Raw genomic sequence first — 21,429 nt, 5'->3', positions numbered from 1 at the left:
ACAAGATCATTATTCGAGATAAATGGTGGGAATCCTGTCCATTCCTCATTTTTTTCCAAATCGCAGTTGAGTTCACAACGGTCGAACTGTTTTTGTTATACTAATCATATGAATTGAGAGAGAGGAAGTGCACCATGGCCAAACGACCGCTGACCCCTCGAGAAAGTGAGTTGATTGCGACCGCGTTATTTGTTGTCGGAAGCGTCCCATATTCAGGACATATCGACCGTCTCGAATCCCTCACCTTACGTGACATCGCTGATGACTATTTGAATGGAACTTCCACTTCGGCAGACGCGATTGACGCACTTGATCAATACATCTACGTTCGGCGTCATCGCTTTAAAAACGTGACCCCTCATAACCTCTGGACATTGGATGACCGGACGGAACAGGAAGCACTGCGTCATATCTCCAAGCGACCTGAATTGAAAAAGGGTCAGACGTTGAATAAACGAAATCAACCGTTTCAAGCGGGACAAGAAATCGAGTTCAAAGTGGACAAGCATGTCGACCGTGGACAATTCCGCATCTACATCGGAAAACTTCAAGGCTACACGTGTAAAGCCCAGTCAAAAGAACGTGAAAAGATGAAGTCAGTGTCAGGATGGATCACACATATCGACCCGAAAGACCGACTGGTTTTCGTCAACGTGACAGACTTCGGACGGATGCCGATCGAACCTGCGATGAAACAAGAACTTGAATCGATGAGCGCCTCGATGCTCGGTTGGTTCGCCACGGCAACAATCCCTTCTGAAGAAGAAGCACTCCTTGCCAAACAGATGATCGCCACGTTACAGCGACGCGATCAACCGTATTGGTTCACGTTGACGACCGCGTTGAACCACCCTCGCCCAGAACATGTGAAACGTTGGGGAACAGTCGTGAATCTCCTCGTCAAAGCGAGTAACGGTGACCAAAAGGCCATCCAAACATTAGAGACACAAGAAGACAAATATTTTAAGGATGCGTTCATCCGCGCACTCCGTGCCCTTCATCAAGAGATGACGAAACAATAAAGCTGATACGACTCGAGGTGACTCCACATGGGTCACCTCGTTTCGTGTCGAACCTATTTTGGAAAGGAACGACCGATATGCGTATACTCATCGTAGAAGACGATCCATCCATTTTACGCCTTGTGAAGGAGACGTTCGAGGATGCGGGTCATGAGGTGTTAACGGCGACCGACGGCAACACAGGCGAAGAACGTTTTACAACGCAACCAATCGATGCCGCAATCGTCGACATCATGCTCCCAGGGCTTGACGGTCGTGAGTTGTGTCGACGACTCAAGGCGACTCTTGATATACCCGTCATCCTACTAACCGCTCTCGATGAATGGGAGGATAAGCGCCAAGGGTTCGAGCATGGGGCAGACGACTATGTGACCAAACCGTTCATCCCTGAGGAGCTATTGTTCAGATTACAAGCCGTCTCACGGCGTTATCAACGCTCGGCCGCTTCACAAATTCAAGCCGGTCCCCTTCGACTCGATTTAAGAGAGTACGAGGTGACGCTTGAGGGGCAGCTGTTCTATCTCCCTAAAAAAGAGTTCGAGCTATTATTTCAGCTCGCCTCATTCCCAGGAAGGGTGTATCGTCGTGAGGAGTTGATCGAGTTAATATGGGGGTTTGATTTCGAAGGGGATGAGCGAACGGTTGATGTGCATATCAAGCGACTTCGTAATCGGTTCGATCACCCTGCCCTGACAATTCGAACGGTAAGAGGCGTCGGATACGCGCTCGAGGTGAACGGATGAAGACACTCTACACGCGAATCATCGTCACGATGTTCTTGATTTTACTTCTTTCCGGAGCCATCTCTCTTTTGATCAGCAATGTGGCTTATTACACGTGGTGGCAACCTTCCTATAGCGAGAAGACGGAACGGGTCGCCAAAATGGCGGAGTCGTATGTCGAGAACCATACCGATTTAGACTATGATGCCTTCTATACCTTTTTAGCCGCAACCGGATACCAACTGGTCGTCATGGACTCGACAGACGAACGTCGACGCTTTGGCGGTGCATTTCGAGACGAGACCATATCTGATACGGTGATTCAGTCCGTACGGAACGGGGCTCCCTATCAGGGAATGCGTGACTTTCCGTTTCATCTCTTCTTGCTCGGATTGTTCGATAATGAATTGACGAACACATATGGATTTACACTTGAAAACGGAGACGTCATCTTTATCCGTCCGGACTTGAGTGCCCAAATCCGCGAGTTACATCTGTTCGTCGGTCTATTTTTCGCACTCGTGACCCTCTTGGCATTTGGCTTGATCGCCATCTCGACAAGGTCCCTGGTCCGCCCGTTACAGACGCTCACGAAAGCGACCACATCCGTCGCCATGCGTAAAGCTCCGGAACATCTCCCCGTCGAGCGTCAAGATGAGATCGGGACGTTGGCACGACAATTTCAAAACATGTCGAACGAGATCGATCGGACAGAAGCAAGACAGCGACGATTCGTTTCGAATGTCTCCCATGAATTCCAATCTCCGTTGACTTCCTTAGTTGGCTATGCAGAAAAATTGGCTGACGGAACGAAAGGAGAATCGAAGGAATATGCGCGTGTCATCGAACAGGAGACGAAGCGTCTATCCCAATTGACGAAACAACTGCTGCTTTTATCACGATTGGATGAAAATCCACCGATTCTCGAGACGAACGTGAATGTGCTTCAATCGGTATCCGAAGTCATTCAAATGAACGCCTTCATTCTTGATCAAAAAGGGATTGCCGTCGTTACTGACATCCCACAAGACGTAGTCTTGAAGAGTGACCCGGTTCTACTCGCACAAGTTTGGAACAACGTATTGGTGAACGCCGTCCATGCCTCACGTGATGGAGGCACCATCCACATCACATGTACCGTTGACCCGGGTATCGTCATCTCGGTTACGGATGAAGGGATTGGGATGGACGACGAGACAAAAGAGCACCTCTTCGACCGCTTCTATCGGGGAGACACGGCTCGAACGAGTCAAGGGACAGGTCTCGGTCTCGCCATCACCTCAGATATCATCGACCTACATGGCGGAAACATCACAGTCGAGTCTAGCCTTGGAATCGGCACCACGATCCACCTACATTTTTGATGTAGTTCATATTCTGTTCATATTGGTTGCGTACACTTCCTTCATCAGCACTTGAAGGAGGTTTTTTTATGCAGTTAGGTTGGAAAGAGATGTGGAGACAGAAAAGAAAGTTTTCCATGTTGTTCGTGATCACATTCTTGATTATCATGTTGACGACACTCATTACAGGGCTAGCAGACGGTCTCGCATATGATAACGGTTCTGCGTTGCACGAATTGAATGCTACGACGTATCAACTTGATCCAGACTCAGAAGGTCAATTGACACGATCGTTTATAGACGTCACAGCGAATACTTCAAAAGAAACGATGAGCGTTCGACCGCTCACGGTCACGATCGATGGAAAAAAAGAAGAGGTGACACTATTCGCTCTTCCAAAAGATAGCAATATCGGTCCTGTTTCCGCTCTTAGAAAAGGTGAGGTCGTTTTCGATCCTAGTCTTTCAGAAAATCTTGGATTAGGTGATTCGTTAATCGACTTCGCTTCCAACTATCGGTTTACGATAGCCGGTGAGGCGTCTGGTCGTTACAGTCATGGACCGGTGATTTACACGACGAACGAGACGTGGTTCGATTATTTGAATCAATCCGAACAACGTCCATATGTATCTGCTGAGATTGGAACGAAATCCACGATGTCCGATGCGCTCGTCATGAGTCAACAAGATTTGATTGAGTCGGTTCCTGGATATAGTGCCGAACAGAGCACATTCACGATGATGCGTGCCTTTCTGCTCGTGATCGGAACGTTTATTTTGACCGCGTTCTTTTATTTGTTCACGCTTCAAAAGTTACCTGAGCTCGGAATTCTGAAGGCAATCGGCCTCTCCCCACGTATCATCGGACGGGCACTACTCTCTCAGGTCATAGTCATCGTGTCGGCCGCAGTCGCCACATCGATTGGGGTCATGTACGTCGTCGATGCGTTGATTCCATCATCATTACCGTTTCTCGTCGACTTCGGTCATGTCGCGCTATTTGGGTCCATGTTCATTTTCTTATCTGTTCTTGGCGCGTTGTTGCCGTTATGGAAACTCCGTCAAGTCGACGCAATTGAAATCATAGGAGGGAAAGCATCATGAGGTTAAGCCATGTATCACATCAGTTTGACGGTCAGCTCGTATTGAATGACATCGAGTTACATGTCTCACCGGGGGAATGCGTCGCCATCGTCGGTCCGAGCGGTAGCGGGAAGAGTACGTTGTTATACATCCTCGGTCTGTTGCGAAAACCGGATCAAGGAGCATTTTTGATGAACGAACGAGACGTATTCGAATTAGATGAGGAACAACGTCGTCTGTTACGCCTGCATGAAGTTGGGTTCGTGTTTCAACAGGCCCACCTCATTCCCTACTTGACGGTGCTCGAACAACTAGAGCTGATTCAGGAGAAGAAAAAGTTGGATGCGAAGCAACTGTTGACCGACCTCGGCTTAGGGCACCGTTTGCACCATCTCCCATCGACCTTGTCAGGAGGTGAAAAGCAACGCGTCGCCGTCGCTAGGGCCCTCATCAACTCCCCGCAACTCATTTTGGCAGATGAACCGACGGCGAGTTTGGATTATGAGAATGGACGTCTTGTAATGGAACTATTGGCCAAACAAGCGCATGAGGAAGGAAGACGTGTCGTCGTCATCACACATGATGAACGCATGCTCGATGTGTGTGATCGTGTCCTTCGCGTGATTGACGGTACCTTGACCGAGCTCAACAAGGAAGAAGGGCATCACAACCAATTTGATGCAGCTGATGAGTGAGCCATCCTCCAAGGCGAATGGCAACACGGATTGATCCATTTTCCGAAATGGTCGCCTCTTCGATGGTCATCAGTCGTTCGATGATATGATTCGATTCGAGTCGAATCCCCGAAAGACAGGAGAAAGCGCGGACGATTTCCTCTGGTCGACACTCGACTAGACGCGCAATCTCTTGCACCTCGGTGAGGAGGCTTGTTTTGTTGTATAGAAAATACCGGTCGAGTATAACATCAAATACGAGTCCGACAATCCGTTCATCACCTTCAAGCGTCCACGAGAACGTTACTCCTCGCTCAAGCGTTCCCTCTCTGTCGCTCAACACCCTTTGAATCATTCGATAAATCTCTGACCTCTCCATGTAGATACCCCCCACCCTCCTGCTATTGTCACTTCATCATATCGTTCTCTACCTAATCTTTCGATGTGCCGTCATTCATCTAATTCACCTGCTTATGTTAAGTATGCCCTCCCCTTATGTAAGAAAACAGGACCGTATCGAGTCGTTTCGGGTACAATAACGTTGAAAGGAGTCGGTATCAATGCAACGAAAATGGAAAATTGGATTAGCATCACTTTTCACAGGTTATTACGCAATCAGCTACTATGCCTTCAAACGAATGACGCGAGGCAAACGAAAGACTCCGGAGATGTTACTCGCTCCATATACGGACGAAGATCGCACCTTTTATCATGACGTACCGTTCGAGCATGTCTCGATTCAATCGCGGGATGACTACCGCCTCTACGGGCGTATCTATCGGAATGAAGGGTCAACAAAATGGATTGTGTTCGTACATGGATATACCGCATCACATAGTTTCATGGCCCCTCATCTCGCCATGTTCCATCGACTCGGCTATAACCTGCTTGCCGTCGACTTACGCTCACACGGGGAGTCTGAAGGGATTTATGCCTCATACGGTTTCCATGAAAAAGTCGATATGATCGACTGGGTGGACTGGTTGAAGAAAGAGGAAACAGTCGATCAAGTCGGGCTTCACGGCGTCTCAATGGGAGCGGCCACCGTCTTGCAGACGACTCCGCTCACAGACGTCGACTTCGTCATCGCTGAATGTCCGTTTGACGATATGAAACAATTGATGCGTTATCAACTGAGAGAGTTACACCACATCCCAGCCGAACTCATTTTACCGGGAATCGACTATTTCCTTTGGTCTCGTGCCGGCTTCACGATGAGACAAGTCCAACCGAAAAAGGCCGTCACGGAAACGACGACCCCAATCCTATTCGTGCATGGTTCAAAAGATGATTTCGTGCCGACGTGGATGTCGGTCGAAATGAATGCCTTGAACCGAAAGAACGATTTGTTGTTAATTGATGGGGCAGAACATACCGATTGCATGATCAAGGACGCTCTCGCCTATGAGGGAGCGGTCACTCGCTTTTTGCATCGACATGGATTGGACCGGCAATCAAATCTAGAAGTACATGTAACACCATGACCGGCCAAAGGACTCCCATCCCTAAATAGAGGATGCCTAATCCGAATCCAACAATCCCTGTCGTAAATACTCCCTTTGTCCCTTGATAGGCGTGGGCCACGCCGAAAAGGGCGCCCCCGATTAGGGCGAGAGTCACATCTGGCACCTCGATATAGAGGGAAATCGTGTATAGCAGGACTCCTCTGAATATGAATTCCTCGGTCACGCCAGCCGTGACCGAGACGGCGTTCCACGCCTGTTCTTCTGCTTTTGTCCGGGGTAGTAGCAACTTCTCTAAATCGAGCTCATAGTAAGGGCGTAACACATGTCGGAGACGTGCTGAAGTTTTGACCAACAGATAAAAGACGAGTGTCACGGTTACTAGGATGCATGACAAGTAAAAGACTTGCCAAGCCTGTTCGTTCCCCGCTTCTGGTGCGAATGTCAATCCAACTTCCGCTGGCGGTACTTGAAATAAAAAGATGAGGGCGACAATCAACAAGGTCAGTCCCCATGCCGATTTCACGGTTTGTTCGTACACCCATGCCCGTCCTCTCGTTTCAATCAAGGGACGAATCAATTTGGCATTGAAGATTTGAACGATCAGCATGTAGCCGATAATGGCTGTAAAAATCAAACGTTCGAGCATCCATATCCACTCCTGTCCTTCCTCTTAGCTATATGCTACACTATTCGGGTATTGTCTAAAAGCTAGGAGGCGGTATCTTGAAACGTATGATGCTGCGACTGACCGGTTTCATCATTGTGCTCGTGCTTTTGCTCGGGGCAGTCGGCTGGCTCGGTCAACATGATAAAGTGAACAATGGATTGTATCGAACCTATTATGGAGAGAACGGTGTTCCGAACACACATCTGGCCGTCTATCAAGACGCCGCTGAAACATATGACGTGGACTGGCGCCTACTGGCTGCCGTTCATCGGGTAGAGACCATCTTCTCACACAGTTCGTCGATGCGTTCGTCTGTCGGCGCGATCGGACCTTTTCAATTCATGCCCCGCACTTGGCTCGGTTGGGAATATGACACCGATGACCAAAAAGGCGATGTCCCGGAAGACGAAGTAGATTTGACGGACCTTGCCTTGATTGAACAGTATGGCGGACTCGGTCGCGACGGAAACGGCGATGGAAAAGCTGACCCACACAGTCTAGTTGATTCTGCGCACACGGCGGCGTATTATTTAAGTGAACACGGTGGGAAAAAGACAGATTCGGTCACGTCCGTCCGAAACGCCATCTTCGAATACAATCGAAGTGAGCAATATGTCAATGATGTCATGACGTACTTCGAGAACTATGAATCAAGCGTGACGTTCATGCCTGATGAGCGTGATACGCTTAGTCAACGAGTTGCTTATTACACGATTCGATATGTCGAGTGGTTTAAATCGCTCGGCTGATGCTTACATGAAAAAGTGAGGAATGGAAATGAACACGCATGTAGAAGAAGTAACCATCCGCGTCAAATCAATCTTCAATGAAGATAAAACGAAACGCTATATGCGAACGTATGAGTTCACCGATGTGGAGGATGGCGTCATCTGCGCCGTCATCATTTACTCGCCGCGGATGAGCGATGCCTTTTTGTCCGGCACAACGACACAGCGTGCTTATATGTTGATGCAAAATCATTTGTCACAACCGATTCGAGAAATGCGGGTCATCAGTCTCGTCCCGACACTCGCTATCAATGACAACCTTCCATACGTGGAGTCTCAACTCGATGAGACGAACTACCATTACGTCGAAGAGACGTTACAAGAGGTAGAGGCGAGCGGCGGGATGATCATCGTCGGTTGGGGGTCTCCAGGTCGCTTGATGCACCATGCGACATCTTACAAATCGCTCTTTGCGGATTATGAAGCGAACATGTATTGCATCGGTACGACAGCAAAAGGCGAGCCACAACAGATTCGAATGGCAAACGAGAATACCGTTCTCGAGGCGTTCAACAACGAATCGGTCAAACCGAAGTTTCGCATCGTGAAAGAAACGAAAAAAGACGACTCTCCGTGAGTCGTCTTTTCATATGCCAATCCAAATGGAAAGACCGAACAGTATGAAGAATATACCGGACCATATGTAATCGGACGGTTTGATGTCAATCCGCTCATAGACGGTCCGTTTTCCACTTGTGAAACCTCTCGCCTCCATGGAGAAGGCGACACGTTCAGCACGTCGGATTGAACCTGCCATCAGTGGAAGAAGTAGTTTCGGGACATGCCGAATCCGCTCCCATTTCGTATCAAGAGGTACGCCGCGAAGTCGATGCGCGTATTGTAGCTGATGCATCTCCCGTTGCATTAACGGAAGGAAGCGGAATCCGACGAGCGCACTATAGGCAATCGTCGGAGAAAGCCTTGCCTGTTGCATCAAACTCATGACGAAACGTTTCGAATCGGTCGTCAACATGAAGAGGAGCGACAGTACGGTGAATGCCAACACACGTAGACTAAGAGACATGGCGATACGTGCCTCTTCTTTTGAAATGTCTTGACCGAGAAGGGTTACCCACGTTTCTCCCCCCAGCTCCTTCCCAAACACGAGCGTCGTCCAAAACGTCCCGAGTGCCGTGACGAGAAAAGGAATCAAAAACAGGCTCCACTTCTTCCATGAAACGTCCGTCGCCAGTAATTGAATCGTCAACGTACCGACAATGATGACGAGCGGGGTCCACGGGTTATAAAACAAGGCCAACCCGAACATGATGATCGTCATCGTCACAAACTTGATCGTCGGATTCATATCATGGAGTGACATCGCTTTCGACCTCCCGTGAGTCGATAATGACGAAGTCTCTCCGTGTCCCCCCAAAGCTCATCACCGAATGGTCCTGAGAGTTCCCCGTCCTTCATCAAATAGAACGTATTGGCGATATGGGCGAACGATAAGTCATGGGTCACGAACAAGATCGTCTGTCCCTTTTCCGCATGTCGCTTCATCAAAATCTCTAGTGCATGGAGTGACGGTTCATCTTGGCCAGCCGTCGGTTCATCGAAGGCAAGCAACTGTTTGTTTGAGAGTAACTGAATCCCGACGGCGAGTCGTCGCTTCTGTCCATGACTGAGTGACAATGGATGGAGGACTCGTTTGTCCTCGAGGGTTAGCTCATCCAATACGACATCAATCGATTCCTCATGACCAAACTGTAGCTCTTGCTCGACCGAGTTCATGAAAAATAAGTGTTCCGGAGATTGGGGGACGAGTCCCACCCGGCGGTCACACTCCGTCAACCTTCGTAAAAACGTCGACTTTCCACTCCCATTTGGTCCTAATATGGCAATCACTTCCCCAATCCGAGCTTTTAGGGTCACTCCTTTTAATCGAAATGTGTCACGCTCCACCTCGTCGACCACATAGTGTTCGACTGCTTGTCGTGGCTCAGGCGACGGTTTGAATGAAAAATCATCGACCGGTTGAAACGGCTCGTTCCGTACAATCCGTCCTTGATCGAGTTCAATGTGCCAATCAAAAAAGTCTCCCCACAAGTGCGCGCGATGTTCGACAACGATGACGTTCACGTTGTCCAAGTGATCAAGCCAGTCGACAAATCGATTCGCGGTCACTGGATCAAGGTGTGTCAACGGCTCATCGAGAAGCAACCATTCCGGTTGTCCGACCATGGCGCAGGCGACGGCAATCCGTTGTTTCTCCCCGCCTGACAAGGAATCGATGTGACGATTTCGGTAATCGGTCAGTTTGAGTGACTCGAGAATCTCCGTCACACGCTGATCGATGACCTCGACCGGTGTCTGCAAATTTTCGAGTGTGAAGATGAGTTCCTCTTCCACCCGTTCCATCACGAACTGCGTGTCCGGGTCTTGAAACACCGTCCCGACCTGCTGATTGATCTCGCCTGGTGCGTATTCGTCGTAAATCCGTCCAAACAGTTCGAGTCTGCCTTCTAGGACTCCATCACAATTCTCTGGATAGAGACGGTTGAACAGCGCGAGTAGGGTCGACTTCCCGCTTCCGCTCGCTCCTGTCAAAATCGTGCGTCCAGGTCGTATGGAAAGTGACACATCTTTTATGATGGTGTCCTGACTTTCGGGGAACCGGAATGAAAGCGATTCTGTCTCAACCATGGACGTTCCCACTCCGAGCGATCGCATAGCCACGAAGTGACCCCGTCTTGAGCAACAGGTCACTGAGCAACTTCCCACCGATTCCTGCGATGACCATGCCACTGACCACCCGCAGCCCGAACATCGTCGCCACATATCCTGGTTCGAGCATCGCAAATCCGCTCATGAAGTAAGTGTACACGAAACTCGTGATGGCCGAGCCAAATCCAGCAAGCATGAGAACCCAAAGCTCGTATCGACGATAACCTGTCATCGCAAAGACTGCTTCCGCCCCAAGACCTTGGACGATGCCGACCAAGATGATGCGCGGTCCGATTGCATTTCCAATCAACATTTCAATCGTCGCTGCCATCACTTCCGAGATGAAGGCAGCACCCGGCTTCCGGATGATGTACGCCGAGATGATTGACACGATGAACCAGATACCGAAAATCCATTCATAGGCGATCGGTCCAATCAACCCTGCCCATAAGTTCCCGATATGAACAAACAATAAGTAGACGACGGCAAATACGACAGACAATACGGAGACGAGGACGACCTCTTTCAATTTCCACGATTTAAGCATGTCGTCCTCCATGTGACGGACTGTTCACACTGAACGTCACCGTCATGACGACGTGTCGATTCTTCTCGCGCATCCGGTTGAACGCCGCCTCATAATACGAGAACACATCATCCAAGTTCCCATGAATGCCTGACGCGTAGTGCATGGAGTCATTATAGACACCCGCCTGTATCGCTTGCTCGATTTCATCATAGATGAGATCCATATAGTTCTCCGCCCCCATCGGATAAAGCGCGAACTGTGACGAGACATACTGTTCTCTTGAAATTCCATTCAGTGGTTGTGGTGGTGCCTCGAGCACCTCATCCCCTGCCGAATCTCCCGGACATCCGACAGAGAAGGTTCCGCTCATCGAGACATGGCGTCCTTCCTCCGAAGCCAGGCTTAAGACGGTCCGTGCGACGTCGAACACGTGCTCGGCGCGACCTCGGATCACGGTCGACACGTCATCTGTATGTCGCCACACACCCGTCATATTCGTTCCTTTCAATGCCCCTTTGATCGTCCCGACAAAGTCATCTGTCATCGGGCTAAGCGTGAAGCGAAATCCGACAATCGGACTCGTGCCACATGATTCATTCATCTTGTTTCCCCCTCTATATGTGTTTGCATAAAAAAAGCCGCATTCATGAGAATGCAGCAACAAAATCTATACAAACTTGCATAGAGAAAGTGCCGCACTTCCTCACGCCAGTATTACCTGGATCGAGTTATAAGGGATCGGAGCCATGCTCACATCTCAGCCGAAGCACCCCTAGTGCAGTCATTGATATGCGGTTACTTATGCAGTCACAGTATAGCGATGTTTCGTCAGTTTGTAAACGGTCAATCTGAATAGGTGACGAGTTGGCCAGTACCAGGAAGTGGGTCATGGAACGAATCCCACTCCGCTACCATCTCCTCATCCGTCAACAAACAGGCGTCAAGTGATTGCTCGACCGCATCCCGGTCCATCCGTTGACCGATAAGGACCAATTCGTTCTGTCGGTCTCCGTACGGCTCGATGTAGTCCTCGCGCAGTTCCGGTTCTGAGGAGAACATGGCCTCTCGTTCACTCTCGGGAAGGGTCGCTAACCAACGACCGGCATGTTCGAGCGTCGATGCGTATCCGGCCTGGGAGAAGAGACAGGCAAGGTCGTTCCGTGACGCAATCCACAAGAAGCCTTTGGCGCGGACGATTTCTTCAGGGTAATGCTCCATCCAATTCATCAAACGCTCAGGATGGAACGGTCGACGACGACGGTAGACGAACGAGCTGATGCCATACTCTTCCGTTTCCGGCGTATGTTCTTCTGCCTCAAGTTCTTGAATCCATCCCGCCGCACGCATCGCCTGATCGAAATCGAACAACTGGACGTCGAGTAGATCGTCTAACGCTACGTCGGAGTACGTTGAAGTCAATAATCGGGCGCTCGGGTTGAGTGTCTTAAGTAGCCCCTTCATCTCCTGCAGTTCCGCTTCAGACACCCGGTCTGCCTTATTCAACACGATGATATCCGCAAATTCGACTTGATCGACGAGTAGGTCGACGACTTCACGGACATCTCCTGTATCGACGGCTTGTTGACGTTCCATGAGCGATTCACCAGAATTGAAATCTTTGAAGAAACGATACGCATCGACGACAGTGACCATCGCATCGATATAGACACGGCTCGTCAAATCGATTCCGAGCGCATCATCGGCATACGTGAATGTCTGCGCAACGGGAATCGGTTCAGAGATACCAGAAGACTCGATGATGATACCATCGAGGTCGCGATCCTTTGTCAACTCATAGACCGCTGTCAGCAAATCCTCACGTAGGGTACAACAGATGCACCCGTTCGAGAGTTCGACTAATTTTTCATCGGTACGGGAGAAACCACCCTGTTCAATCAATTTCTCATCGATGTTCAACTCGCTCATATCGTTCACGATGACCGCATATTTTTTATCTTCCCGGTTATGTAAGATGTGGTTGAGCAGTGTCGTCTTTCCGCTACCAAGATAACCCGAGAGTACTGTAATTGGAATTCGTTTCATATTGATGAACCTCCATTAAATCGTAATCATTACTTTTTATATATTGAAACGACTGATTCGATTTGTCAACAAAAAAACACGCCATATGGACGTGTTTTGAAAAACATGCTTTTATTCTTCCAACGCTTTTCGTTCTGCTTCCGAGCGGGGATAGGCGTTCGCTTGCCACTCCGCCCGATAGATGGAGTCGAGTTGCGTCAACCCGACCTCATCCTCGTCCTTGTCAGAATCGACACTCGGCACCTCGTCCCATTTTGGGTCGAGATAAGAATGATCTTCTTCCCGCGCTCGATTTTCTTGCAACTTTTGAATCCCCATCTTGACCGCTGCCGCAACTGCCAACCCAATACCCGCTCGAACTAACAGTCGTTTCACCATTGCATGTCCTCCTCAACGCCCAAAGCGATAAAGCGGCATCCCTTTCACCTCTGTATCGATGATAAATACCGATCCAGCATCCGGATATTCGGCTAACGCTTCCTCATCCATCCCCTCACGAGCCGTCGTGATGGCCAATCGATTGAGCCCATCCCCGATGAAGGCGCAGGATGTGACATTCGGTGCAGGAACGTGAACTTCTAACAGCTTTTCACCGGTTGATGGATTCCAGCGAGATACTTTGCTTCCGGCGTAATGCGCAATCCATAAACATCCTTCCGTATCTGATGTCATACCGTCTGGGAAGCCATCCTCGTCCGCGAAATCGATGACGACCTTTCCATTTGATAACGTACCCGCCTTCAAATCGAAATCATATTGGCGAATCGTTTCAGTCGGTGTATCGATATGATAAAAAACGGAATGGTCAGGAGACCACGTCAACCCGTTCGAAAGTGTGAGCTCATCCATGAGTGTCGTCGTCGTACCATCCCGATCGACACGATACAATGTCGCTTGATTCTCTTTGTCTTCGAGATGAAGTGTTCCGGCGAAGATTCGACCGTATGGATCGGCTTTTCCGTCATTGAACCGCAATTGACCGTCCGGATCATCCAACTCGACAATCTTCTTCAAGTCCCGATTGATCTCATCCCACTCATAAATGCCGTCCTTCAAACCAAGGACAACGCCATCCGTCACTTTCGGAATGACGAAACCGACTTGTTTCCCGACTTCAAACGACGAGATTTCATCCTCACGTTCGTCATACCACCACAATGTATGGCCTTCGATATCTACCCAATAAAACCGCTTCAGCTCGGCATCCCAACACGGACCTTCACCAAGCGTATTTCGTACACGAATCCACAACGACGCATCTACTTTCTCCATCACTTAGCCTCCACTCTATCCATTAGTTCAGAAATCTATTCCCCTCTCGCATTGGGTCTATGCATGAATCCAGAAAATCGTGTTGGATTTTCACCGTCGTCCTTTCGTTTTGCTATAGTGAAAGAAACGTAGCGAGGGAGTGAATGGCTTGTCGAAATGGGATGAACGATTTAGTTCGGAAGAGTATGTGTATGGGACAGAGCCAAACGAATTTTTACGCGAATGGGTCACGTCTCATCAACCTGAAAGAAAACGTGTATTGGCCATCGCGGAGAGCGAAGGTCGAAACGCGGTGTGGCTCGCCACGCTCGGCTTTGAAGTTGAGATATGGGACATTTCTATAGCAGGGATCGACAAAGCGAAACGCTTGGCGACGTCACGAAACGTGTCCATTCAGACGAAACAGATCGACTTGAATGAAGCCGATTGGCCAAACAAGGCGTATGACATGGTCATCTGTATCTTTGGCCACTTTCCTCCACACGTCAGAGAAAAGGTGTTTTCGGGTATCCAACAAACGCTTCGACCTGGTGGTTTGTTCCTGAGTGAAGTCTACTCTACACATCAACTCGCTTACGGGACAGGTGGACCAAACGACGCCTCACTTCTTTACACCGAAGAGATGTTCCACCAACTAGAGGACGATTTCGTACCGCTCGTCTTACATGAGACGGTCGTCTGGCGAGAAGAAGGCACGCTCCATCACGGCGAATCAGCTGTGATTCAATATGTCGGGCAAAAACGGTAAACGAATGGCCTCCCCGAGATTCGGAGAGGCCATTTGTTTACTTCGCGCCTTCGACGTTCATATGCTTACTGCGGAGTTGTCCACATGCCGCATCGATGTCTGTCCCGTGCTCGAGACGGACACCAGTGTTGATGCCACGTTTTTTCAAGATATCGTAGAACGCCATGATGTCCTCAGGCGTGCTTCGCTCATATTGGATGTGCTCGTTGACCGGGTTGTACGGAATCAAGTTGACGTATGACTTGTCTTTGATGTCTTCAATCAAGTCGGCGAGTTCTTCCGCATGTTCCGGCAAATCGTTCACTTTTGAGAGCAGGATATATTCGAATGTGATTCGTTTATTCGTCTTCTCGACGTAATAGCGAATCGACGGCATGAGTTTATCAAGCGGGAACGCCCGGTTGATTTTCATGATGCGAGTACGTAATTCATCGTTTGGCGCATGTAGAGAGAGCGCCAAGTTGATGCGTAAGTCGAGGTCCGCGAACTTGTAGATCTTATCCGCGAGACCACTCGTCGACACGTTGATTTTACGCGGAGCGATCGCAAGTCCACGCTCATCTTTGACGACACGCAAGAAGTCGACCAAGTTGTCGAAGTTATCAAACGGTTCACCGATTCCCATGACGACGATATGGCTGACGCGGTCCCCTTCACCCTCTTCATCGAGGAAGTGTTGGACGGTCATGATCTGCTCGACGACCTCACCAGCCGTCAAATCACGCGTCTTTTTCAACAAACCGCTCGCACAGAAGCTACAGCCGATGTTACAACCGACCTGAGTCGTCACACAGACCGAACGTCCGTATTTGTGACGCATGAGCACCGTCTCGATGTAGTGCCCGTCATGTAATTTAAGTAAGAATTTGACCGTCCCGTCGCCCGCTTCTTGTTTGACGAACAGTTCTTGTGTTGAGATGACATATTTCTCTGTTAAGTAATCACGCACCTCATCACGTACGTTGAGGTCGTCCATCGATTTGACCCGGTCGATGTAGAGCGAGTCCCAAACTTGACGTGCGTGGAAGGCACCGTATCCCGCTTCCGTACACTCGTTTGTGAGTTGATCGAACGTCAACCCGTATATAGATGATTTCATTGTAATCTGTCCTTTCTCTAATCCGCATACGTACCATTGTAGCGGACGTGAGAGACGGGTGCAACTTACGAATAATCTGGAGGCGTCGGTCGTGTGACGAATTGTTCGAACGCATAAGCGACTCGGATTAAATCACGCTCCGCATAGCTCGTCCCCGTGAACGAGAGTCCGAATGGGGCACCGCTCTTTTTCAAATGATATGGGATTGTAATCGTCGGATGACCTGCTTTTGCAGCCATGTCGTAGTTCATGTCATGCGGCAGGACGAGTGCGTCCAGTTTATGTGACGCAAGCAATGTGTCAATCCCTTCCGTTTTCGCGAGACGTACGTCCTCGATGCGTCGGTTGAGATAGTTCGCTTCAGTCAGTTTCCCAGATTTGGCGTTCGCTTCTTCAAAGATGGTCTGGCCGTGCGGAATCGATTCAGGATGTTCCGCGTTCCACTCGATCAAATCGGAAAGCGTTTTAAACGGCACGGTCGTGTTGGCAAGATACGCCTCGACCCCGAGCTTGAATTCGTCGAACAAGATGTCCGCCTGCTCTAGCGCCTCATGCTTTGGTAGCGTGACCTCAACGAGTTCGACCTCGGCTTGCCGTAGCAATCGGAGCGCCCCCTCATACAATCCGACTTCTTCGTCTGAAATATTTGGCTTGATAAATCCGACACGCATCCCGACCGCTTGCCTCACATCGAGACATGTCACGTATGGGGGACCGACCGGTGTCTCGAGAGTTGCCGGATCCGATTCATCTTCCCCGCACATCGATTGTAAGGCGATGACCGCATCACGAAGCGTACGCGCCATTGGTCCCGCCGTATCTTGAGAACGTGAGATCGGGATGATTCCGGAGCGACTGATCAACCCGACGGTCGGCTTGATCCCGACGATGCTGTTATGGACACTCGGATGGACGATTGAACCGCTCGTCTCAGATCCGACTGCGAGAAGCGTAAGGTTTGCCGCGACCGCTGAAGCCGACCCTGAGCTTGACCCCCCGACATCCAACCCGTCGCCGTATGGGTTCATCGTCTGTCCACCGACGGCACTCCAGCCGTTCGGCATATCTTCCGTTAAAAAGTTCGCCCACTCGGACAGGTTCGCTTTGCCAAGGATGATGGCCCCGTCAGCCCGCAAGCGTTTGACGAGCTCGGCATCTCGACCGGCGAAATGATGTCGCATCGCGGCTGCTCCCGCTGTCGTTCGCATCAGACCGTTCGTCTCGATATTGTCTTTGATTAAGACGGGAATGCCGAGTAGCGGTTTGCGTACCCCTTTTCGGTAGGCCCGGTCTGCCGCCTCTGCCTCGAACAGGGCGTCCTGATTGACTTGAATGACGGCGTGAAGTCGTTCATTATACGTCGCAATCCGTCCTAAATAATAGGCGGTCACGTCTCTCGCCGTGAATTGTCCTTCTTTATACCCACGATGCGCACGTTCAATCGTCAGTTCATGTAATTGGATTTGTTCCATCATGCATTCCTCCTTTATCTCTTCCCCTTTATTCGTGCTCTACGTCTGATTTCCTTTTCGTATCGCCAAGTCGATGTGTTCTTGATACACTTAAGAAAAAACTGGAGGTCCCAATGACTCGCTCCTATGTCTTTGTGTTGCTTGCCGTATTCGGTCTATTTTTCTTACAGCTATACGGGGAGAATGTGCCGTATGGTACGCTCATTTCCATCGGGTTGATTGGATTCATCATCGTCTTGACGGTTTTTCAGTTGAAACGAAAACCGAATCATTGACGAATGTAATTTGAGGGTGGTATGATGCTCTCACCAACTACATATCGATATCAAGAGTGAACGAGAGATCTGGCTCCGCGACTTCACAGCAACCTGCCTTAGGCAAGGTGCTACGACCAGCAAGGGAAACCTTGGACGATATGACGAAAGCGCTCATGTCATCCGACGTGAGCGCTTTTTTGTTGAATGACGATTTGGAGGGAACGACAGTATGGAAAAAGCAACATTCGCAGGCGGCTGTTTTTGGTGCATGGTGACACCATTTGAAGAATTACCAGGGATTGAAGGCATCGTATCCGGCTATATGGGCGGACAGGTCGACAATCCGACGTATGAACAAGTGAAAACCGGGACGACGGGGCACCTCGAGGTCGTTCAAATCACATATGATCCAGCATTATTCTCGTATGAACGTCTTCTTGAGCTGTATTGGATTCAGACCGATCCGACGGACGATGGTGGTCAATTCCAAGACCGGGGACCTCAGTATGCCCCAGCCATCTTCTATCACACCGAAGAACAACGAATCGCGGCTGAGGCGAGTCGCGATGTGTTGGCGGCAAGTGGTCGTTTCACGGCTCCGATCGTCACGAAAATCATTCCGGCGACGACGTTCTTCGCTGCAGAAGACTACCATCAGGATTATCATAAAAAGAATCCGAAGCATTATAAGGAAGACCGGGCCATCTCGGGACGCGACGAGTTCATCGAGGAAAACTGGACGGAAACCGTATAACGGTCATCAGACGCGAATGTTAGCATTCGCGTCTCAGCTTGTTGACAAATAAGATGTTCGAACTCGTCCTTCCGGCGCCCACGCTTTCCGCAGGCAATCCCGGAGCCGCATCGCGACTCAGGTCGCTGCTGGGTCTCCGTCGGATTGCTTTCCTGCAGGAGTCGGGACGCCGTAGGACGAGTCACACGAATGGTCGCCACCTTTGGCGGCCATTTTTCTTTTTCTGAGGCCTCGATGGCCGAAGAAAAAGCCCGATACATACTTCGAACCCTTACAAACGGGGAAAGAAGAAGGTAAACACCAAGTTCGCTCGTCATCAAAAGGAGGAACCCAATATGTATCGCGCCCATTCTGAGAAACGACATGAACCGATCCAGTCGAAGACCACGTTGGACCAGCTGGTCCCGCAGGATCATCTCGTCCGGAGACTCGACCGTCACATCGACTTCTCGATCGTGCACCGGCTCTGCGCCCCGCTCTATTCGAACACCGGTACGCCCGGCATCGATCCGGAGATCATCATCAAGATCATCCTACTCGGACCCCTGTTCAACATCCGTTCCGTGCGCCAGACCGTGAAGGAGGTTCAGACGAACCTCGCCTATCGCTGGTTCCTCGGTCTCGGCATCGATGAGAAGGTTCCCGACCATTCGACGATCAGCCAGGCCTACCGCCGACGCTTTCAGGGGAACGACGTGTTCCAACAAATCTTCGAGGACATCGTCCGACAGGCGGAATCTCACGGTCTCGTCTCCGGACGCATCCTGATCACGGATTCCACGCACATCCGGGCGAACGCGAACAAGAAGAAATTCGACAAGGTAGAGGTCGAACGGGTCGTCGGTGCGATCGAGGACGAGCTTCTCACCCGCGTGAACGAGGAACGGGCCGAACGCGGAAAAAAGAACTGAAACCGGCATCTGAGAAGAGGGAGTGCCGGCTCGTCAAGATGAGCCGGACCGACCCGGATGCGGGATACATGTATCGTGACCAGAAGCCGGAAGGCTTTTTCTGGCTGGCGCATCGGACGGTCGACGCCAAGCACAATTTCATCGTCGATGTACACGTCACACCCGGGAACGTCTCGGACAGCACCGTCTATCTCAATCGGCTCGACCATGTCCTCGAACGTTTCCATTTCCCGCTCGAGGCGGTCGCACTCGATGCAGGCTACTTCACAACCGGGATCGCGAAGGCGCTCGTCGAACGGGGCATCTTCGGGGTCATCGCCCGGAGGCGTTTCGGCGGGAAGAAAGGGATGTTCCGCAAGACCCGGTACACGTACCTGCCCGAGGAAGATGCATATCTCTGTCCGGCGCGACAGCGCCTCACCTATCAGACGACGGACCGCCACGGCTATCACCATTACGTCTCCGACCCCTCCATCTGTCAGAACTGCCCTCTCCTCGAGAAGTGCACGTCCAGCCGGACGCACCGAAGGGACATCACACGCCACGTCGATGAACATTACCGCGAGCAGGTGAACGAGAACCGCCTGTCCGCGTCTGGGAAATCCCTCTACCGACTGCGGCCGCAGACCGTCGAGCGCTCGTTCGCCGATGGGAAAGAGCTCCACGGGCTCCGTTTCACCTTCTACAGGGGGACCGCGAAGGTCCAACGCGCCAATCTGGTGGCAGCCACCGCACAAAACATGAAGAAGCTGGCCAACCTGTTGGCCAGAAAGGACCGTCTACATAACATTTCTTCAATCTTTTGTCGGGCAGAACGCCTCAAGCTCGTTGAACATAAAAAAAGACGAACCAAATCGCCATATGCGATTTGGTTCGTCAACAGCCTGAGACGCGAATGTTAGCATTCGCGTCTTTTATAAGACCAATAATCGGGAAAAGACTATTAATGGTTCATACATCCGAAAAGGAGGACTCATATATGAAAACAAGTACGAAACTCATCATCGGTGTGATTGGCGTAGCCGTAATCGCTGTTTCCTGGTGGCTCATCTCCCCACTATTCTTAACCGAGACGGTCGATGAAGGATTGCCGCCGACAGCAGTCGAATCACCAGCTCCAGAGGAAGAGGAATCAGATCAAGAGACGTCCGAGACACCGGAAGCACAACCGAGTCCAACCGAAGTAGCGGGTGTATTCATGGACGGGGAGAAAAATTATGAGACGACCGGCACGATCCGCTCGGTCGAGGCAGAAGACGGAACGTACCTCCGATTTGAAGAGTTCGAGACGACGAACGGTCCTGACTTATTCGTCTATTTGACGAAACCAGGGCAAGTGACGACCGAAGGCGTCAGTTTAGGGGCGCTAAAAGGGAACATCGGGAATCAAAACTACTTGGTCCCTGAGGATGTGAATTTAGAAGAGTACAACACCGTCGTCATCTGGTGCCGTGCGTTCAGCGCGACGTTCGGGACGGGAGAACTGACTGGTTCAAGTGAATAACAGACTTGAGGGTGGCAGAATGAATCGGCCACCCTCTTTTCATTTGAAATCGGCTTAAAAAGAATGATTTCTCATCCAACCTCAAATGAGAACATGCTATCCTATATGTAAATAACTGTAATTCAATTGAGGAGGTATGATTATGGAGCAGACTGTGTCACAAACGTACAAACACTATTTTTGGAAACGTTTCTTTCTATTCTTCCTTCCATTGATGGTGGTCGGCATATTATCCGAACCGATGATCATTCAGAATCCATTCGAAGAGCTCGAAGACTACGGGGCCTTCCTATTCTTCTTCGTATTTTACATCATCATCCTAGGAGGCTTGGCAGCTTTTATCGTTTCAATCATGTGGCGGATTAGACAATTCAAAGTGAAACATTAATCACTCTATTTATCTGTGGTT

At 50.2% G+C, this 21,429-nt stretch carries 24 protein-coding genes, 1 pseudogene and 2 riboswitches; of the genes and pseudogenes, 14 read left to right on the top strand and 11 right to left on the bottom strand.

Going from position 1 to position 21,429, the window contains the following annotated elements; genetic code table 11:
* The first annotated feature begins 134 nt into the window (after positions 1–134).
* From KD909_RS07075 to KD909_RS07055, 5 genes are all read left to right on the top strand, one after another.
* Complete coding sequence (locus tag KD909_RS07075; RefSeq protein ID WP_211782785.1) at positions 135–1,022, top strand: hypothetical protein; 888 nt, start codon at positions 135–137, stop codon at positions 1,020–1,022.
* 77 nt (positions 1,023–1,099) lie between these two features.
* Positions 1,100–1,765 (top strand): response regulator transcription factor, encoded by a 666-nt coding sequence (locus tag KD909_RS07070; protein ID WP_211782784.1) that lies wholly within the window; start codon positions 1,100–1,102, stop codon positions 1,763–1,765.
* Positions 1,762–3,108, top strand: a complete 1,347-nt coding sequence (locus tag KD909_RS07065) for a sensor histidine kinase (RefSeq protein WP_211782783.1) — start codon at positions 1,762–1,764, stop codon at positions 3,106–3,108. Before KD909_RS07070 ends, KD909_RS07065 begins: the two co-directional genes overlap by 4 nt.
* A gap of 68 nt (positions 3,109–3,176) precedes the next feature.
* On the top strand, positions 3,177–4,190 hold the full coding sequence (locus KD909_RS07060) for an ABC transporter permease (RefSeq protein ID WP_211782782.1): 1,014 nt from the start codon (positions 3,177–3,179) through the stop codon (positions 4,188–4,190).
* Positions 4,187–4,864, top strand: coding sequence for an ABC transporter ATP-binding protein (locus KD909_RS07055; protein ID WP_211782781.1), 678 nt, complete (start codon positions 4,187–4,189; stop codon positions 4,862–4,864). Before KD909_RS07060 ends, KD909_RS07055 begins: the two co-directional genes overlap by 4 nt.
* Here KD909_RS07055 and KD909_RS07050 read toward each other — a convergent pair.
* Positions 4,815–5,222 carry a hypothetical protein gene (locus tag KD909_RS07050; RefSeq protein ID WP_211782780.1) on the bottom strand — a complete coding sequence of 136 codons (408 nt, stop codon included), beginning with the start codon at positions 5,220–5,222 and terminating at the stop codon, positions 4,815–4,817. The two genes, KD909_RS07055 and KD909_RS07050, sit on opposite strands and share 50 nt — an antisense overlap.
* A 181-nt stretch (positions 5,223–5,403) precedes the next feature.
* On the opposite strand from KD909_RS07050, the gene KD909_RS07045 reads away from it, so the two are divergent.
* Positions 5,404–6,327, top strand: coding sequence for an alpha/beta hydrolase (locus KD909_RS07045; RefSeq protein ID WP_211782779.1), 924 nt, complete (start codon positions 5,404–5,406; stop codon positions 6,325–6,327).
* Here KD909_RS07045 and KD909_RS07040 read toward each other — a convergent pair.
* On the bottom strand, positions 6,260–6,955 hold the full coding sequence (locus tag KD909_RS07040; RefSeq protein WP_211782778.1) for a CPBP family intramembrane glutamic endopeptidase: 696 nt from the start codon (positions 6,953–6,955) through the stop codon (positions 6,260–6,262). The two genes, KD909_RS07045 and KD909_RS07040, sit on opposite strands and share 68 nt — an antisense overlap.
* Before the next feature lie 86 nt (positions 6,956–7,041).
* Here KD909_RS07040 and KD909_RS07035 point away from each other — a divergent pair, with 86 nt between their 5' ends.
* Both KD909_RS07035 and KD909_RS07030 read left to right on the top strand, forming a co-directional pair.
* On the top strand, positions 7,042–7,725 hold the full coding sequence (locus KD909_RS07035) for a lytic transglycosylase domain-containing protein (RefSeq protein ID WP_230872907.1): 684 nt from the start codon (positions 7,042–7,044) through the stop codon (positions 7,723–7,725).
* Between the two features lie 28 nt (positions 7,726–7,753).
* Complete coding sequence (locus tag KD909_RS07030; protein ID WP_012726384.1) at positions 7,754–8,341, top strand: DUF1643 domain-containing protein; 588 nt, start codon at positions 7,754–7,756, stop codon at positions 8,339–8,341.
* A gap of 9 nt (positions 8,342–8,350) precedes the next feature.
* Here the strand turns inward: KD909_RS07030 and KD909_RS07025 are convergent, their stop codons facing one another.
* The 7 genes from KD909_RS07025 to KD909_RS06995 form a co-directional block, all read right to left on the bottom strand.
* A complete protein-coding gene (locus tag KD909_RS07025) occupies positions 8,351–9,085 on the bottom strand; it encodes an energy-coupling factor transporter transmembrane component T family protein (RefSeq protein WP_211782777.1) in 735 nt (244 codons plus the stop codon).
* Positions 9,067–10,410, bottom strand: coding sequence for an ABC transporter ATP-binding protein (locus tag KD909_RS07020; RefSeq protein ID WP_211782776.1), 1,344 nt, complete (start codon positions 10,408–10,410; stop codon positions 9,067–9,069). Before KD909_RS07020 ends, KD909_RS07025 begins: the two co-directional genes overlap by 19 nt.
* Positions 10,403–10,978: an ECF transporter S component gene (locus KD909_RS07015; protein ID WP_211782775.1), complete on the bottom strand. Its 576-nt coding sequence runs from the start codon at positions 10,976–10,978 to the stop codon at positions 10,403–10,405. The genes KD909_RS07020 and KD909_RS07015 overlap by 8 nt, the downstream gene beginning before the upstream one ends.
* Complete coding sequence (locus tag KD909_RS07010) at positions 10,971–11,561, bottom strand: YkoF family thiamine/hydroxymethylpyrimidine-binding protein (RefSeq protein WP_211782774.1); 591 nt, start codon at positions 11,559–11,561, stop codon at positions 10,971–10,973. Before KD909_RS07010 ends, KD909_RS07015 begins: the two co-directional genes overlap by 8 nt.
* 82 nt (positions 11,562–11,643) lie before the next feature.
* Positions 11,644–11,744, bottom strand: a riboswitch (TPP riboswitch).
* A gap of 59 nt (positions 11,745–11,803) precedes the next feature.
* A complete protein-coding gene (locus KD909_RS07005) occupies positions 11,804–13,003 on the bottom strand; it encodes a GTP-binding protein (RefSeq protein ID WP_012726389.1) in 1,200 nt (399 codons plus the stop codon).
* 111 nt (positions 13,004–13,114) lie between these two features.
* Positions 13,115–13,381, bottom strand: coding sequence for a hypothetical protein (locus KD909_RS07000; protein WP_012726390.1), 267 nt, complete (start codon positions 13,379–13,381; stop codon positions 13,115–13,117).
* A 12-nt stretch (positions 13,382–13,393) separates the two neighbouring features.
* The gene (locus KD909_RS06995; protein ID WP_012726391.1) at positions 13,394–14,275 is read right to left on the bottom strand and encodes an SMP-30/gluconolactonase/LRE family protein; all 882 of its coding nucleotides are present in this window, start codon (positions 14,273–14,275) and stop codon (positions 13,394–13,396) included.
* A 148-nt stretch (positions 14,276–14,423) separates the two neighbouring features.
* On the opposite strand from KD909_RS06995, the gene KD909_RS06990 reads away from it, so the two are divergent.
* Positions 14,424–15,023 carry a class I SAM-dependent methyltransferase gene (locus tag KD909_RS06990; RefSeq protein ID WP_211782773.1) on the top strand — a complete coding sequence of 200 codons (600 nt, stop codon included), beginning with the start codon at positions 14,424–14,426 and terminating at the stop codon, positions 15,021–15,023.
* Positions 15,024–15,060: 37 nt separating this feature from the next.
* On the opposite strand, the gene rlmN is transcribed toward KD909_RS06990, so the two are convergent.
* Both rlmN and KD909_RS06980 read right to left on the bottom strand, forming a co-directional pair.
* Positions 15,061–16,122, bottom strand: coding sequence for a dual-specificity RNA methyltransferase RlmN (gene rlmN, locus KD909_RS06985; protein WP_211782772.1), 1,062 nt, complete (start codon positions 16,120–16,122; stop codon positions 15,061–15,063).
* 65 nt (positions 16,123–16,187) lie between these two features.
* The gene (locus tag KD909_RS06980; protein WP_249199094.1) at positions 16,188–17,594 is read right to left on the bottom strand and encodes an amidase family protein; all 1,407 of its coding nucleotides are present in this window, start codon (positions 17,592–17,594) and stop codon (positions 16,188–16,190) included.
* 113 nt (positions 17,595–17,707) lie between these two features.
* Here KD909_RS06980 and KD909_RS06975 point away from each other — a divergent pair, with 113 nt between their 5' ends.
* From KD909_RS06975 to KD909_RS06955, 5 genes and pseudogenes are all read left to right on the top strand, one after another.
* A complete protein-coding gene (locus tag KD909_RS06975; protein WP_168169845.1) occupies positions 17,708–17,869 on the top strand; it encodes a hypothetical protein in 162 nt (53 codons plus the stop codon).
* Between the two features lie 44 nt (positions 17,870–17,913).
* Positions 17,914–18,013: riboswitch (SAM riboswitch) on the top strand.
* Between the two features lie 67 nt (positions 18,014–18,080).
* Positions 18,081–18,605: a peptide-methionine (S)-S-oxide reductase MsrA gene (gene msrA, locus KD909_RS06970; protein ID WP_078146976.1), complete on the top strand. Its 525-nt coding sequence runs from the start codon at positions 18,081–18,083 to the stop codon at positions 18,603–18,605.
* Positions 18,606–18,940: 335 nt separating this feature from the next.
* Positions 18,941–20,286 (top strand): annotated as a pseudogene (locus KD909_RS06965) (IS1182 family transposase); the annotation flags it as partial.
* 209 nt (positions 20,287–20,495) lie between these two features.
* Positions 20,496–21,020 carry a DM13 domain-containing protein gene (locus tag KD909_RS06960; protein ID WP_211782770.1) on the top strand — a complete coding sequence of 175 codons (525 nt, stop codon included), beginning with the start codon at positions 20,496–20,498 and terminating at the stop codon, positions 21,018–21,020.
* A gap of 142 nt (positions 21,021–21,162) precedes the next feature.
* The gene (locus tag KD909_RS06955; RefSeq protein WP_012726400.1) at positions 21,163–21,408 is read left to right on the top strand and encodes a hypothetical protein; all 246 of its coding nucleotides are present in this window, start codon (positions 21,163–21,165) and stop codon (positions 21,406–21,408) included.
* Positions 21,409–21,429 lie beyond the last annotated feature (21 nt).

It is taken from the genome of Exiguobacterium sp. PFWT01 (assembly GCF_018255795.1).
Taxonomy (GTDB): domain Bacteria; phylum Bacillota; class Bacilli; order Exiguobacteriales; family Exiguobacteriaceae; genus Exiguobacterium.
Note: the sequence above shows the minus strand (reverse complement) of the source record. Positions and strands in the feature narration are given on the sequence as shown.